General features: G+C 35.5%; 13 protein-coding genes. 1 reads left to right on the top strand and 12 read right to left on the bottom strand.

Going from position 1 to position 14,695, the window contains the following annotated elements:
- Window positions 1-26: 26 nt before the first annotated feature.
- The 12 genes from HNS38_RS14705 to HNS38_RS14650 all read right to left on the bottom strand — a co-directional run bounded on the left by HNS38_RS14705 (window position 27) and on the right by HNS38_RS14650 (window position 13,460).
- A complete protein-coding gene (locus tag HNS38_RS14705) occupies window positions 27-1,802 on the bottom strand; it encodes an SLC13 family permease (protein ID WP_172346650.1) in 1,776 nt (591 codons plus the stop codon).
- Between the two features lie 179 nt (window positions 1,803-1,981).
- Window positions 1,982-2,449, bottom strand: coding sequence for a CYTH domain-containing protein (locus tag HNS38_RS14700; protein WP_172282585.1), 468 nt, complete (start codon window positions 2,447-2,449; stop codon window positions 1,982-1,984).
- 34 nt (window positions 2,450-2,483) lie between these two features.
- Window positions 2,484-3,125: a hypothetical protein gene (locus HNS38_RS14695; protein WP_172282583.1), complete on the bottom strand. Its 642-nt coding sequence runs from the start codon at window positions 3,123-3,125 to the stop codon at window positions 2,484-2,486.
- A gap of 19 nt (window positions 3,126-3,144) precedes the next feature.
- On the bottom strand, window positions 3,145-3,762 hold the full coding sequence (locus HNS38_RS14690) for a hypothetical protein (RefSeq protein WP_172282581.1): 618 nt from the start codon (window positions 3,760-3,762) through the stop codon (window positions 3,145-3,147).
- Between the two features lie 2 nt (window positions 3,763-3,764).
- Complete coding sequence (locus tag HNS38_RS14685) at window positions 3,765-4,553, bottom strand: SdiA-regulated domain-containing protein (RefSeq protein WP_172346649.1); 789 nt, start codon at window positions 4,551-4,553, stop codon at window positions 3,765-3,767.
- A gap of 14 nt (window positions 4,554-4,567) precedes the next feature.
- On the bottom strand, window positions 4,568-6,220 hold the full coding sequence (locus HNS38_RS14680) for a hypothetical protein (protein ID WP_172346648.1): 1,653 nt from the start codon (window positions 6,218-6,220) through the stop codon (window positions 4,568-4,570).
- A gap of 27 nt (window positions 6,221-6,247) precedes the next feature.
- Complete coding sequence (locus tag HNS38_RS14675; protein WP_172282574.1) at window positions 6,248-7,867, bottom strand: porin; 1,620 nt, start codon at window positions 7,865-7,867, stop codon at window positions 6,248-6,250.
- Between the two features lie 209 nt (window positions 7,868-8,076).
- The gene (locus tag HNS38_RS14670; protein ID WP_172282572.1) at window positions 8,077-9,885 is read right to left on the bottom strand and encodes an inorganic phosphate transporter; all 1,809 of its coding nucleotides are present in this window, start codon (window positions 9,883-9,885) and stop codon (window positions 8,077-8,079) included.
- The gene (locus HNS38_RS14665) at window positions 9,886-10,530 is read right to left on the bottom strand and encodes a DUF47 domain-containing protein (protein WP_172282570.1); all 645 of its coding nucleotides are present in this window, start codon (window positions 10,528-10,530) and stop codon (window positions 9,886-9,888) included. It abuts the gene before it with no gap.
- 216 nt (window positions 10,531-10,746) lie between these two features.
- A complete protein-coding gene (locus tag HNS38_RS14660; RefSeq protein ID WP_216663736.1) occupies window positions 10,747-11,361 on the bottom strand; it encodes a hypothetical protein in 615 nt (204 codons plus the stop codon).
- A gap of 3 nt (window positions 11,362-11,364) precedes the next feature.
- Window positions 11,365-12,915: an Rne/Rng family ribonuclease gene (locus HNS38_RS14655; protein ID WP_172282565.1), complete on the bottom strand. Its 1,551-nt coding sequence runs from the start codon at window positions 12,913-12,915 to the stop codon at window positions 11,365-11,367.
- A gap of 260 nt (window positions 12,916-13,175) precedes the next feature.
- The gene (locus tag HNS38_RS14650) at window positions 13,176-13,460 is read right to left on the bottom strand and encodes an HU family DNA-binding protein (RefSeq protein ID WP_172282563.1); all 285 of its coding nucleotides are present in this window, start codon (window positions 13,458-13,460) and stop codon (window positions 13,176-13,178) included.
- 130 nt (window positions 13,461-13,590) lie between these two features.
- Here HNS38_RS14650 and mutY point away from each other — a divergent pair, with 130 nt between their 5' ends.
- The gene (gene mutY / locus HNS38_RS14645; protein ID WP_172282560.1) at window positions 13,591-14,634 is read left to right on the top strand and encodes an A/G-specific adenine glycosylase; all 1,044 of its coding nucleotides are present in this window, start codon (window positions 13,591-13,593) and stop codon (window positions 14,632-14,634) included.
- The last annotated feature ends 61 nt before the right edge of the window (window positions 14,635-14,695 follow it).

Genomic DNA, 14,695 nt, shown 5'->3' with positions numbered 1-14,695 from the left:
AAGAACAGAGAGCTAAAAGCAAAGGACTAAAGCAATCCAAAAACTCCATTGGGAAGATGACCTAAAAACCTTAACCAGGTTTCACCCCAAATAATAATCATCAACCAGGCTATCACCAGCATGGTTACTCCAAATTTAAAAGTATCGCTCCAGCTATAATGATCGGTTACATAGAGGAGGGCTGCCGGCTTAGAGTTAAAAGGTAATGCATAAACATGCTCTATCAATAAAGCCACCGGAAAAGCCAAACTCATAATTCCAAAGCCATACCTTTGGGCTACACCAATAGCTATAGGCACAAAAATTAAGGTCCGCATGGTTTTCGACTGAAAAAACAATGAACTAAAGACCATAGCAGCAGTAAGAGCCAAAAAGAAAACCCAAAATGGAGTCTGAGATCCAAGACCAATATTATCGAATAAACTATTAATACTGATACCCGCTAAACTAGTGGCTTTTAAACCAGCTCCTAAAGTATAGGCTCCTGCCGAGAATAATAAAAGGTGCCAAGGAATATCCACATCATTCCATTTCACAACTCCAATACCTGGCAAAAGAGCTACAATCGCACCCACAAAGGCAATGGCTGTTTTACTAATTCCATGATACCTATCAGTAGCCCAAAATGCTAAAACCAAAACAAATATGATAATAGATTTGATTTCATTAAAGGTGATGGGGCCTAATTTATCGTATTCCTTTTTCAACATTTCAGATCCTCCCACAATAGAAGGTTGCTTTTCTTCTTTTGATAGAGGAAAAATGATTTTTGTTCCCACTATCCAACCAATGATAATGAGGATAATAGCCAGTGGTAAAGCGGCTTGTACCCAATCTCCATAAAGAAAATCGGAAATACCTATGGCGCCGGCAATCATAGCTCCTGCCAATAAATTAGCTCCAGAACCTGTGATAAATCCTCCAGCTGCAATATTAATTTGAAAGAGGTTTTGCAACACTAAGTTTCTTCCAAAGTTATTTCGGTTTTTACCTCCTGTGGCTCCATAAATGGCCGCTATCACCATAAAAATGGGAAGCAATATGGCCGCTTTAGCTGTGGTGGCAGATATAAATGCCGACAATACAATATTGATAAACATAAAACTGATGAAAATGGAAGTGGCATTTTTTCCAAACCTCACCATAAACCACAAAGCAAATCGTTTTGCCGATTTTGTAGCCACTAACATGCTGGCCAGTATGAAGCTCATAATGTTTAGCCACATCACCTTATGTCCCAATTGATGATAGGCATCGGTTTCTGTTAAAACCCCCGTTAAAACCAAAGCAATGATTAGTATCAGTGATGTGAGGTAGTTGGGGATGGCTTCGGTAACCCATAGAATAAGTGCTGCCACAAAAATGGCCAACATAAACACATTGGAACGACCAAAGGCATTTTTCTTTAAGGAATCCCATAATTGCATTTCATCTGCTTTCAAGTCCAATTCCGAAAAGGCTTTATCTTTAGAATAAACAGATTTATTCTCTATTTGAGGCTTTACTTTTTCATAAAAGGCCTTTTCTTCTGGCGTGGTATGAGATAATTGCACCAACTTTATCACCTTATCGCTTTTATGGTATTCTTTTAAAGCAGAAGGGGTAATATAATCTTGCTTGATATCTTGAAGAAAAGGGATGTTAAACACCCAGGCAATAAGAATAAAGGCTAAGATGGCCAATGGCCCACCCATTCGAGCCATCCATTTTTCAAAGCTTGATTTATCCTTAACTGGAAGTTTTTCAACTTTATATTGATCCATATCTAGAGGATCAAATGGGCGGGTTTCCTTCTCTGACATTTTACTTCATTTTTCAATTTCAATACTAAACTAAGCCTTCGTGCATTTGGTGCTTTTATGACTGCCCCAAGAGAAGTAAAAAAAATAAGAGTTTTCAGCATTTCTCCCCATGGAGCTTGGGCAAAAATGCTGAAAACTTCATTTAATGGATTTTTATCCTAATTGCACAAGGGTCTAATCTACCACTTGGAAAAAGGGGTTTTCATTAACATGGAATTATAATACTTTACATCACCAGTTACTTCTTCACCAAGCCATGCAGGCTTTTCAAAAGCTTCTTCTTCAGAAGATAGCTCTACTTCGGCAACAGTAAGTCCTAGGTTTTCGCCATAAAACTCGTCTACTTCAAAAGTATGCTTCCCTGATTTCACTAAAGATCTAGTTTTGTCGATAATTCCTGGCTCACAGATTTCTAATAATTCATTAACCTCCTCAACAGCAATTTCTTTTTCCCACTCGTAGCGAGAAGCTCCACTGGTATTTCCTTTTCCTTTGATGGTGATGAATCCTTTGTCACCTTTCACTCTCACTCTTACGGTTCTTTCAGGTACAGAGGATAAATATCCTTGAGTAATACGAGTACTTTTAAACACATCTTCTTTATAGTCTCCCTTTACTAGAAATTTTCTTTCTATTTCTTGTGCCATGTTTTCTTATTTTAATGATAGATTCGTAATAATCTTAGTTGGCCAATGGCTTATTGATCCATCCAATCACCCTTTTAATCATTTGGAGATAATTGATGTTTTCCAAACCTTCTAATTCACAATCTTTAAGGGTTTTCTTAATATCTTCTACTTCGGTAGATTCTGAATTAATGGTAGCTACATGAGCTCCATTTACCAAAATATCACCCACTTCGCAAATAGTATCGTTCACCATATAGCCATAACGGGTTTTATGAACTCGTACTGCTTGTAAATCTGCGTGTTGCTCTATAATGGCTAAGAATTCCTCTTTAGTTATTTCTTCTTTATCGAAGCTGGGCATGTCTACTTGGAAAGCAGGAAATACCTCATTCACCAAAACCTCTTTTTTCATTGGAAATTCACCTTTCATCAATGGATTCCACTGTTCTAAACCATCCACGGTTTGCACATAGGTTTTAATATCCATTTTACCATCACGTATTTTAGTATTATTGATATCATTGGTTTTTGAAACGATATATATTTCTTCTGAAGAGCGTTCCCATACTTTTTGAGGAACAGTTGCTGATAGTCTTGACATTAAATAATGAGCATCCTGAAAATCTTGCCCAAATGTTCTAAATTCGAATCGTGGTTTGGAAACCTCCCCTATTTTTAATGCTTCTTTTGCCATATTATAATTTTTTAGTTTTTTACCATTCTATTTGATTGGGCCAGTCTTCTAGGCCTATAATTCGTTTAATTGCTTTAGGATAATTGATGTTTTCATGTTCATCAGTAAATCCCAATAATTTTTTAGTGTCACATACTTTTTGAGGGTCAACAGATTCCACAGCAATGGTTTTAATCAATGCGCCATTTACGTATACATCAGCGATTTCGCAAATACACTCGTTGATGGTGAAGGCATGTCTTATTTTCCAAGTATGAGCAGCTACCACATCGGGATCGTCTTTTACTATAGAGCTAATAAATTCCTTTAAGGTATATTCTTCTTTCTCAAAAACCGGAGCAGGTACACCCAAAGCTGGAAACACTTCGTTTTCCAAGGTGGCAGCTTTCATGGGAAACTCTCCTATGAGTTGTGGCAGCCACTGTTCCAATTCTTTCTTCTTCTGCACCAATACTTTTATATCCATTTTCTTCTTACGGATTTTAATATTATTTTCCGTATTCGCCAATGTCATCAGATATATTTCAGATATCTCTCTGGTTTTTTCAACCTTCGACAATTCATGCATTTTGGTTTCAATAGCATCAAAACTATTCCCAAATGCTCTAAATTCATACCTTGGAATAATATTAGTCATGATTACAAATTTTTAATTTTTAATTGATATAAAGTATTTTGAGAGTCGCTGCACACCCAAAACTGTTTCAGATTTGCATTTACAATAAGGCCTTCCAGCTGATCAATATTGTGAGAATATGTATTGATAGGTTTTCCTGTTAGGTCGCACTGATAGATGCTCCTAGATTCGTCACTAAGTATCCATATTTCTTGTGCCTCTACATCCACATACAATCCTGAATAATCCTGAGCAAAATCGAGCTCAAAACTATTGATAAGTACTCCATCGAAAAACTCCAATAACAAACCAGGGCTATACTCATTTATGGCATACACATGATTGTTTTTGGTATTCACAGAAACACCTTCTAAACCTTTATTACTCGATGAGTTATCATAATCAAGAGGATATTCCTTTAATACTTCGCCGTTTTTATTGAGCTTCACTAATTTTTTCAAACGCTCTTCGGCTAACCAGATGAACTTACCAGATTCTTGATAGGAAACACCTTCCAAATCATCTCCCCTATAACTCAACTCTTCAATAATACTACCATCCTTATGAATTCTAAAAACAGAATTGCTATTATCGCTGACAACCAAAAACTCATCTGAATTCCATCCATGTGCTAAACCAGAGGGTTCTAAAATATCTAAAGGAAAGCTCTGTATAATTTCTAGAGGAATACTAGCAATAGGCGGTGTGGCCTGCTCTCCTGTTTCTTTTGAACAAGAGAGCAAGACAAGTACTAAAGCAAAAATAGTGCTTGTAGTAAAATACAGTAGATATGAGTTTTGTACCTTAATCACCGCTATTAATATTATTATTTACCAGTATTCGCTGCATTTGGAGTTGGAAGGTCAAAAACTTTCCAATCGTCAGCTCCATCTGTAGTTCTACCTAATGATTTATCATCTTCCAATTCACCAAATGGTCCATCTGCATTGAATTTCTCAGATGCTATGAAAAGAGTAGATTGGTCGGCTTCAAAAATCGCCACAGCTACATCACCACTAGGCTTTAATCCTGTTGGAACAAAGTAAATTCCATCTATAATTCCTTCCATATCTTCACCGGCTTCATTAGCAGCTCCAAAAACCACCATTAATTTACCACCCGCAGGAACTGTTGTAGCAGTAGCATCGGTATCAGGCACTAGATACATATCATCAGCTGTAGCTTCTTCCCCTTTATCAGTGAAATAATAACCCGCTAAATCCATTGGCATTCCACCAGTATTTATAATTTCTACCCAATCGGCAAAATCACCTTGAACATCAGTATAAAAAGCATGACTCTCGGTCAATACTTTTGTCATAAGCTCATTAATCAACACATTTGCTGGTTCTGGGATAATGATGCTATTGGCTTCGTTAGGGGTAGGGATATCAAATATTTGCCATTCATTTCCTCCATCATCCACTCTACCTAATGATTTATCATCTTCCAATTCACCAAATGGTCCATCTGCATTGAATTTCTCAGAAACAGTTAATAAAGTGGTTTGGTCAGCTTCAAAAATAGCCACAGCTATGTCTCCACTAGGCTTTAATCCTGTTGGTACAAAATAAATTCCATCTATAATTCCTTCCATATCTTCCCCAGCATCATTAGCAGCACCAAAAACCACCATCAATCTACCACCAGCAGGAACAGTTGTAGCTGAGGCATCAGTATCTGGAACTAAGTACATATCATCAGCTGTAGCTTCTTCACCTTTATCGGTGAAATAATAACCAGCCAAATCCATTGGCATACCGCCTGTATTTACAATTTCTACCCAATCGGCAAAATCACCTTGAGCGTCTGTATAATAAGAATGGCTCTCTGTTAATACTTTTGTGATTAACTCATTGATAAGCACATTGGCTGGCAAGGGTTGGTCACTATTAGAAGCATTAGGGGTTGGTACATCAAAAACTAACCAATTCTCAGCAGCATCAGTTTCACGTCCTAATGATTTTTCAACTTCTAGGTCGGCAAATGCTGGCGACTCATCAATTAAAGACATATCGGCCTCAAAAAGAGCAACCGCAATATCCTTTGTTGAGCTTAAGCCTGTTGGAATAAATACTTTTCCATCAACAATACCTTCCATATCTACGCCATTGGCATCAGAAGCACCAAAAATGATGGTTAGAAAGCCTTTTGCAGGAATAGTAGTAATAGCGGCATTGGCATCAGAAATTTGATAAATATCCACATCAGTGGCATCTTTTCCTTTATCGGAAATAAAAAGGCCTCCAATATCTACAGCTTCAGCTCCATGGTTATAGAATTCTACCCAATCGCATCCGTTTCCAGCAGGGTCGGTATAATAAGGGTTTACTTCGTTTTTTGTCATTAATTCATTAACAACAACACTCTTTACTTCTGGCTCTACTGGTGGTTCTTCAGGAAGAACGAATGGTTCATCTTTAATACAAGATGAAAACAAGATGATAGAGCTTATTATAATTGAAAATATCTTTTTCATTTTTGTCATTTTTTTGATTATCAATAATTAGAAATCGATTTCAACTCGTGCTTGAATAATTCCGTAATCGTCTCCGCCATCACCCTTTGCTTCCACAGCCTGAGTAAAATCTTTAGTTAATTCACCATTCACATCGTGACCAATATAGAGTTTACCTTTTCCATTGGCATATCTGTCATGATCCACATAGTTATAGTTTAGCATCAATTTCACATTACTATTTACATGATAATTAAGACCCACAGAATAGCCATTAGCAGCTCCACCATATATTTTAGCATCAAAATCGTTGGCATTCACATAATCGAAACGGAAAGCCAATTCTAAGTCTCCCCAATCTTTACCTCTGGTAATTTGAGTGAATTCACCCTCTTTAGTGTTATAATTATACTTACCTCCGAAAATAAGCCATCCTACTTGTGCATAAGCACCATCGATATAACCTTTTTCTACACCAACTTCTTTGTTAAGCTCAGTTCCGTTTAATTGTGTTCCAATATATTCCGATTGAAAGAAGAAGTTTTTATAAGCACCGGCCAATTCAATACCATAAAGCTGTTGAGTTTCAACATTAGCAATATCGTCTGTATCTAAATATTTCTTTCTATTGATAGATGTAAAACTACGAGTGCTGTATCGGTATCCTTTATAAACTTCAGCAGAAGTTTTAGGGGTTCTGTATGAATAAGCTGCACCAATATGTAATACTTTTTCATTATCATTAAGTGGTGTTACAACCCCTCTAAAAGTAGCAGAATATCCTTCGTCTAGTCCTGCGGCTTTGTTCTTATCTTGCGACCAAATCACTTCTTCATTTTCACCTTGTGCTTGGAAATATAAACCTCCAATAAATAACCATTTTTTACCCCACTGAGTATAAGAAGCACCAATGTGACGAGAAGGAGCCATTTTACTTACTAAAGAACGCTCAATGAAAGTCACATAACGTGAAGTCGTAGTAGTCTCCATAGAGAAGTTTTCCTTATAATGACCTACTCTAATGTGTGCATAATCTTTACCATCTTTCATAAAGTAATAACCTACTATCATATCCTTCATTTCAATAGCAGAACCGGCAAAATCTAAGTCAATTTCACCATACCAGTTTTTATGTACTCTAGTTTTCATGGCAAATCGTGCTCTACGGATATTCACCCCATTTCCAATTGGATTGTAAACATCTTTTGTAGGGAAATAAGCAAAATCAACATAAACACGATTATCGAACCAAAGCTTAAAATTCTGGTCGGCAGTTTCAAAATTTAAAATCCCATTTCGAAACTCCACTGTGGCAGGCTCCCTGTCTACTTTAGCACCATAGGCGTTATATCTTACATCAGAATATAACTTTACATTCAGAACATCCTCGCCTTTCACATCGATTTCTCTTCTGTCATAATCTTCTTTATCAAAATATAGAATCTCACTTGTGAATTCATCCACTTCAAGAGTATAGAAACCATTTGCATCTGTAACAACGGCTACTTTAGAAGCGCCTCTAATTCTAACTTTAACATCGGAAAGAGGTTTTCCGTCTTCATCATAAACAGTACCTTTTATAGTTCTTGTTTGTGCCATTCCCGATAGGGGTAGAATGAGTGCCATCAACAATAAAACAATAAGGCTTTGTAATTTTAATTTTTTCATAATGTTTATATTAGTCAATAATAAAATTTTGAATTTTTACCAAAGAACAAGACTTAACAGCAGTATCACAAATTATCTACTACTACTCTGTTTCTACAATTTAATTCTGCATTTTATTTATTTCCATCACCATCTCTACAATGTATAATTTATGCTTTGTTTATCAGTACTTTATAATACTTTTACACCCTACTATTTCAAATATTTATTTATATTTTCATAATGATTTCTGTTAGGTTTTCGCTAGCAGAAATTTGCATTTTCTTGCGTAATCTATATCTATTCATCTCCACACTTTTTGGTGAAATATTTAAAATAGAAGCGATCTCTTTTGAAGACAATTCTAAGCGTAATAATGCACAAAGTCTTTTCTCATTACTGGTAAGACTGCTATAATTTTCATCGAGCTTTTGATAGAAATCAAGATGCAAATCTTCTACATATAACTGGAAGGTTTTTCTATCTTTATCCAGGTATAGATGCTCGTTGATGACCATAGATAATTTTTGCAAGCCTTTTTGTGTTGCTACATTAGTAGCAGAAGACTTAAGCTTGAGCACTTTTGTTCTTAAGTTTTGTATGAAATCGTTTTTCTGAATAATATTAAGAGCTAAAGTCATCATTTGTTTCTTTTTATATTTAATGTCGCTCTCCATTTCCTTACTCACCACATCAGTTTTTTGTTGAAAAGATTCCACTTGCTTTTGCAAACTTTTAATAATAGTTTTCTGCTCCTCCATTTCTTCTAAATGCTTTTTAATGAGTAGTTTTCTTCTTAACAGAAAGACTATCACCATAATAATAAGAATTAAAAATAATACTGTAGGTGTCACATAGAAGAAAATAGAAGGAGACTCTTTTTCAATGATTACTGGTTTTAAATCATGTTTATTTTGTATAATTTTGGAGGATGATTTTATTGAATCATTTGGTATACTAGAGACTTGAGTATGTTCTTTTACGATGCTGATATTTTCTTTATTTTCCACTTCTAAACGAAATACATTATTCACGAAAAATAAAGATAGGAATGCCAATAATCCAGCAATAATAGGAGTGGTAATCCAACCTATAGAAATACTTCCTAAGGTTTTCCAATTTACATTACGTCCTCCTTTTAAAAGACCCAGACCAATAATTGCGCCCACTATAGCTTGAGAACTAGAAACCGGAACCAATGGAATAGCAGGAAGACCTATAGATTGCATAAAATTAGAAAGGCCTTGAGAACTAAATACAAAGAGAACCATGGAATGAGAAAACACAACAACTAAGGCTGAAACGGGGCTCAATTCCATTAAATCGTTACCCACGGTTTCCATTACTCGTCTGCTATAAGTAATAATACCAAAAGCAATGGCCAAACCACCCACGAAAAATAATTGCTGCGCTCCAGATAAAACAAAAAGGCCAAAATCGATAGGATCTAGATTTATCGAAGGAACAAAAACACCCATCACATTGGCAATATTATTGGCGCCCAATGCATAGGAACCAAAGGCCCCAACGGCCAATAAACCAAAACGTAAATAAGCATCGAGCTTGACCATATGCAGTTTTGCTCTATTTAACCAGGAGGATAATAAATAATAAATAATAACCGCAAAAACACCACCCAATATAGGTCCTGCTACCCACGTGGTTACAATTTTTGTTAGAGAATGATAATCGGTGGGGTTTCCAGTATAAAAATTCCATCCGATAATGGCGCCAACAATGGCTTGTGATGTGGATACTGGAACTTTCCATTTGGTCATGGCAAAAACCGTAATCGCAGCAGAAAGCGCTACGGTAAAAGCTCCAGCCAAAGCACTCACACTTCCGAGTTTACCTAATGTATGCGATGCTCCTGCTCCTTGAATAACAGCACCAAGTATCACAAATACACTGGCAACTATGGCTGCTTTTCTAAAGTTCACCATTTTACTGCCCACAGCAGAACCAAATACGTTGGCCGCATCATTGGCTCCTAATGACCAACCCAAAAACAATCCACTCGATAAAAAGAATAGTATCATTTATATCCTGAATTTAATGGCCATAGAGGTTAATAAATCTGCTATCTCTTCTGCCTTATCAGAGATGTTTTCGATATGTAAACTAAAATATCGCAAATGGAATTTTTCAGAAAGCTTTAATCCTTCCACATCTCTAAATACTTTCCTTTTGAACTCAATAGCCAGTTTATCCGTTTCTTTCTCATAATAATAAACTTTATTGAGCTTGTCCTTCACATGATTAGGATCTATAAAGATGGCTCTACAAGCCGGAATCACCATTTCTGCAGCTTTCACACTGGTTTCTGTTAATCGTAATAAATCGTTATTCAACTCACTGGGAATCATAGGGATTTCAGCATCGAATTGACCCAGGTTTTCCTTGGCAATATCTGCTACATCATCCATTTTATCAATGAGTTGCAAAATCTCTACATGATGCGCAGGCAATAAAGACTTTAATATCAATTCATTTTCTATGGATCTGCGTAATTTATCCGCTCGTGCTTCTAGCTTGTCTAGCTTATCAAAATTATATTGGAAATTATGCTCATCTTTAATGATATAATCATTTACTCCAGATCGGAAAACGAGAATACTTTGTTCAATAGTATCGATAAATTCATCAATTCTAAGAATAATAGATTTGGCAGTTTTGAATAACATAAGCTTTCATTTAATGTACCTAGCAAAGGTAGTTTAATTGTAAATTCTATATAAACGTGTAAGTCTAAACCATATTAAAAAGGAAATAGTAAAGTAGGTTGTAGAGAATGAAAAATTTATAACTAATTAAATAACAGCCTATTTATAATTCATTGTAGAGGTGAAAAAAAAGAATAAATTGAAAATGTGGTATAATTGATGAGTTAAAAAAGGGTCCTAGAGGAGGCTAAAAAAGAATATAGTAACAGCTAGCATGCCTAAAACGAAGCCTACATATACTTGTGACGAGGAATGAGCCTTGAGTTTTAATCGGGCATAACCTACCAATCCACTCATGATAAACACCAAATAAACAGGCCATGCTGCATCAATAAAATGCACGGCAGTTAAATATAGAACAGCAATACTCATGGCACCCATAGACATGCTGTGGATAGATATTTTCCAGAATAAATTGATAGCTAATGCCAAAAATACCAAAATAGCAGCAATGACAAATACCAAAGAAAGATAGGTGAATATCTCTAATCTACTGAAAACATACCAGGTGGTTAAATAAAAAATGCCAATGATGGCAAAGGGATAGAAGCGGTCTTTTTGTGAATCGAGGTGCAAACTTTCGATGATGTTTAATCGCTTCATCATCCAAAAAAGCAAAACGGGAATGAGGAGGGTATTAATAAAAACAACTAGCAATATATATAGCCAAACCACATCGTTGCTAATAAACATAGCCTTGGTGTTGATATTCCAAAAAATCAACATCACATACAATGGCATCCACAAAGGGTGGAATAGGTAACTTATAAATATCGCTAGTTGTTTTCCCAAGTCTTAAAGCTTGATTTCCTCATCTATTTTATTGAAGATATGATACTCTAATTGATGGTAAGAGCTGTCTTCTTCTACTTTTATCCAGCTTTTTAATTCCCTATACCATTTTCTTTGTACATGACGGAATTTGCTTCTGATATAAGCATACAAAAATGGATGAACAACAATTTTTAATGATTTTTCATTTTGCTCATTGATAAGATAAGCCAAATTGTTTTGAATATCATCGGTCAATAAAACACTTGGCGTAACCTCGCCAGAACCACTACATACCGGACATTGTTCCTGAATTTCAATATTCATTTCCGGGCGTACACGTTGACGAGTTATTTGTACCAAACCAAATTTAGAAGGAGGTAAGATGGTGTGCTTAGCACGATCTTTTGCCATTTCTTCTTTCATATGAGCATATAATGCCCTTCTATTGGCTGCTTGGTTCATATCGATAAAATCGATCACTATGATTCCTCCCATATCTCTAAGTCGCAATTGTCGAGCAATTTCGCTAGCCGACTCAATATTAGTTTGGAGGGCATTATCTTCTTGAGATTTATCTTTATTCACACGATGTCCACTATTCACATCAATAACGTGCATAGCTTCTGTATGTTCAATGATAAGATAAATTCCACTTTTAATAGTCACAATTTTACCGAAGGAAGATTTGATTTGCTTGTCTACTCCTGTTTGCTCAAATATGGCTTTTCCTTTAATCAGGTTGACTATATTTGATTTTCCCGGAGCAATTCTTTCAACAAAAGATTTAATTTCTTCAGCTATGGTAGGCTCATTGATTTTAATGCTGTTGAAAGATTCGTTGAGCAAATCTCTTAATATAGTTGATGTTCTGTTCAACTCACTAACCACTTTCATTGGTGGTTTCGACTTATGATCTAGTTTCTGATATACGTTTTCCCATTTTTTAACCAGGTTCCGGAGGTCGGTATCGAGCTCTGCTACCATACGGTTTTCTGCCATGGTACGCACTATCACACCAAAATTTGGAGGACGTATACTTGTGATTAATCGTTTAAGTCTTTTTCTTTCCTCTGCGCTTTTTATCTTTTGAGAGATGCTGATTTTGTCGGAAAATGGTAATAATACCATATATCGACCTGCAAATGATATCTCGGTAGAAATTCTTGGTCCTTTAGAAGAAATAGGTTCTTTAGCAATTTGTATTAAAACACTTTGGTTTTGTTTTAATACTGTATTGATTTTTCCTGTTTTCTGAATGTCTTTTTCGAGTTTAATGCTCTGGTAGACATCTGTGCCACCAGTTCCATTCATTAAAGTTCGAATATATTTATTATATGTAAGTACTTGGGGACCAAGGTCAAGATAATGTAGAAAGGCATCGCGTTCATAACCCACATCCACAAAAGCGGCGTTTAAACCGGGCATGATTTTTCTGACGCGACCCAAATAGATATCTCCAACAGAAAAACTACTATTGGTTTTATCTTTATGCAGCTCAACAAGTTGGTTTTCTTCCAAAAGGGCGATCTCTACCTCGTTGGGGCCAGAGTTTATAACTAGTTCTCTATTCATTTAGTTAGGAACGTTTAAATATAAAAATGCAACTAACCACTTTGATTAGTTGTTTTGGGAAGAAAAAAAGGAAGGAGTATTTTGTTTTCTTTCGAAAGGGAAGAATAAAAACCAAGGCTATTTATACAAATAACCTTGGCTTTTCTAATTTAGATTATTTTTTCTTATGTCTGTTTTTTCTCAGACGTTTTTTACGCTTGTGCGTAGACATCTTATGTCTTTTTCTTTTCTTTCCGCTAGGCATATCTAGTAAGTTTAAATTATTTAACGCTGTTTTTCACTTCACCCACAAAGCTCTTTGCTGGCTTGAATGAAGGAATATTATGAGCTGGAATAATGATAGTAGTATTCTTAGAAATGTTTCTACCAGTTTTTTCTGCTCTTCTTTTGATTACAAAACTTCCAAAACCTCTTAGATATACATTTTCTCCGTTAACCATGGAGTCTTTGATAGCATCCATGAAAGCTTCAACAGTTTTTTGTACAGCAATCTTTTCAATACCTGTTTTGTTCGCAATATCTGCTACGATTTCTGCTTTAGTCATGATCTTATATTTATTTAAAATTTTATTTTCCTAAATGGGGTGCAAAGATATATTTTTTTTCAACTTTGCAAATAAAATTTGTAAATTATTTTTAGCTAATTAACTCAAAATAAATTTGTTTACTCAAAAAATGACATTTTCAAATACGCTAATCCACTGGTATGAAAAAAATGCAAGAGCTCTTCCTTGGCGAAATACTAAGGATGCATACCGCATTTGGATATCCGAGATTATACTCCAGCAAACTCGAGTGGAACAGGGTCTACCCTACTACCACCGCTTTATACAGGCTTTTCCAAATGTGCAAAGTTTACATCAAGCCTCAGAAGATCAAGTGCTTAAAATGTGGGAAGGCTTGGGGTATTATAGTCGTGCCAGAAACATGAAATTTGCCGCTCACCAAATTGTTGAACAACACCAAGGAATTTTTCCAGACGATTATAAAGAAATCATTGCATTAAAAGGAATTGGTCCTTATACCGCTGCTGCTATTGCCTCAATGGCCTTCGATTTGCCCTATGCCGTGGTGGATGGTAATGTTTTTAGGGTTCTATCGCGATATTTTGGAATAGAAACACCCATAAATTCCACTTTAGGAAAGAAAGAATTTGATGCTTTGGCGCAAAAATCATTGATAAAAAGTCGTGCTGCCACCTATAACCAGGCCATAATGGAGTTTGGTGCCCTATTTTGTAAACCCAAAAATCCTGATTGTGTGCAATGTCCTTTAATGCATACTTGTACTGCTTTTGCTTCCCAAAAAGTAGATATCTTACCCATTAAACTCAAAACACTAAAAATTAAAGAACGCTATTTGAATTTTATCCTCCTCAGCAATGGAAAGGAAATATTGATTGAAAAAAGAATTCATGAGAATATATGGAAAGGACTCTATCAATTGCCATTAATAGAAACAGAAACACAAATTCCAGAGGAGGAAATTCTTATTAGAGAAGACTTTGTGAAGTTTATAGGAGATAAGCCATTTGAGATAAGAAGTGTGCAAGAGATGGAGCATAAGCTCACTCATCGCTTATTAAAGATTCGCTTCCTATATATAATAATTGATGAATTACCTTCTACTGATTTTATAAAGCTAAAATTTGAAGAATTGAAGGATTACGCTTTTCCAAAACCTGTGGAGAATTATTTGAACAAGTATTTAAATTCATAAAGTATAATTGAGGTGTTCAAATAACCACTAATGTATAATCGAATTATTCAATTGTAATACT

Source organism: Lentimicrobium sp. L6 (assembly GCF_013166655.1).
Classification (GTDB): Bacteria; Bacteroidota; Bacteroidia; order Bacteroidales; family UBA12170; genus UBA12170.
This window is presented reverse-complemented; position numbering and strand designations above follow the sequence as displayed.

Bases quoted from the DNA above. Each gene is read 5' to 3' on its own strand.
- HNS38_RS14670 (WP_172282572.1), bottom strand. From the start codon at position 9,885: ATGATACTATTCTTTTTATCGAGTGGATTGTTTTTGGGTTGGTCATTA.
- HNS38_RS14650 (WP_172282563.1), bottom strand. From the start codon at position 13,460: ATGACTAAAGCAGAAATCGTAGCAGATATTGCGAACAAAACAGGTATT.
- HNS38_RS14655 (WP_172282565.1), bottom strand. From the start codon at position 12,915: ATGAATAGAGAACTAGTTATAAACTCTGGCCCCAACGAGGTAGAGATC.
- HNS38_RS14700 (WP_172282585.1), bottom strand. From the start codon at position 2,449: ATGGCACAAGAAATAGAAAGAAAATTTCTAGTAAAGGGAGACTATAAA.
- HNS38_RS14665 (WP_172282570.1), bottom strand. From the start codon at position 10,530: ATGTTATTCAAAACTGCCAAATCTATTATTCTTAGAATTGATGAATTT.
- HNS38_RS14705 (WP_172346650.1), bottom strand. From the start codon at position 1,802: ATGTCAGAGAAGGAAACCCGCCCATTTGATCCTCTAGATATGGATCAA.
- HNS38_RS14675 (WP_172282574.1), bottom strand. From the start codon at position 7,867: ATGAAAAAATTAAAATTACAAAGCCTTATTGTTTTATTGTTGATGGCA.
- HNS38_RS14695 (WP_172282583.1), bottom strand. From the start codon at position 3,125: ATGGCAAAAGAAGCATTAAAAATAGGGGAGGTTTCCAAACCACGATTC.
- mutY (WP_172282560.1), top strand. From the start codon at position 13,591: ATGACATTTTCAAATACGCTAATCCACTGGTATGAAAAAAATGCAAGA.
- HNS38_RS14690 (WP_172282581.1), bottom strand. From the start codon at position 3,762: ATGACTAATATTATTCCAAGGTATGAATTTAGAGCATTTGGGAATAGT.
- HNS38_RS14680 (WP_172346648.1), bottom strand. From the start codon at position 6,220: ATGAAAAAGATATTTTCAATTATAATAAGCTCTATCATCTTGTTTTCA.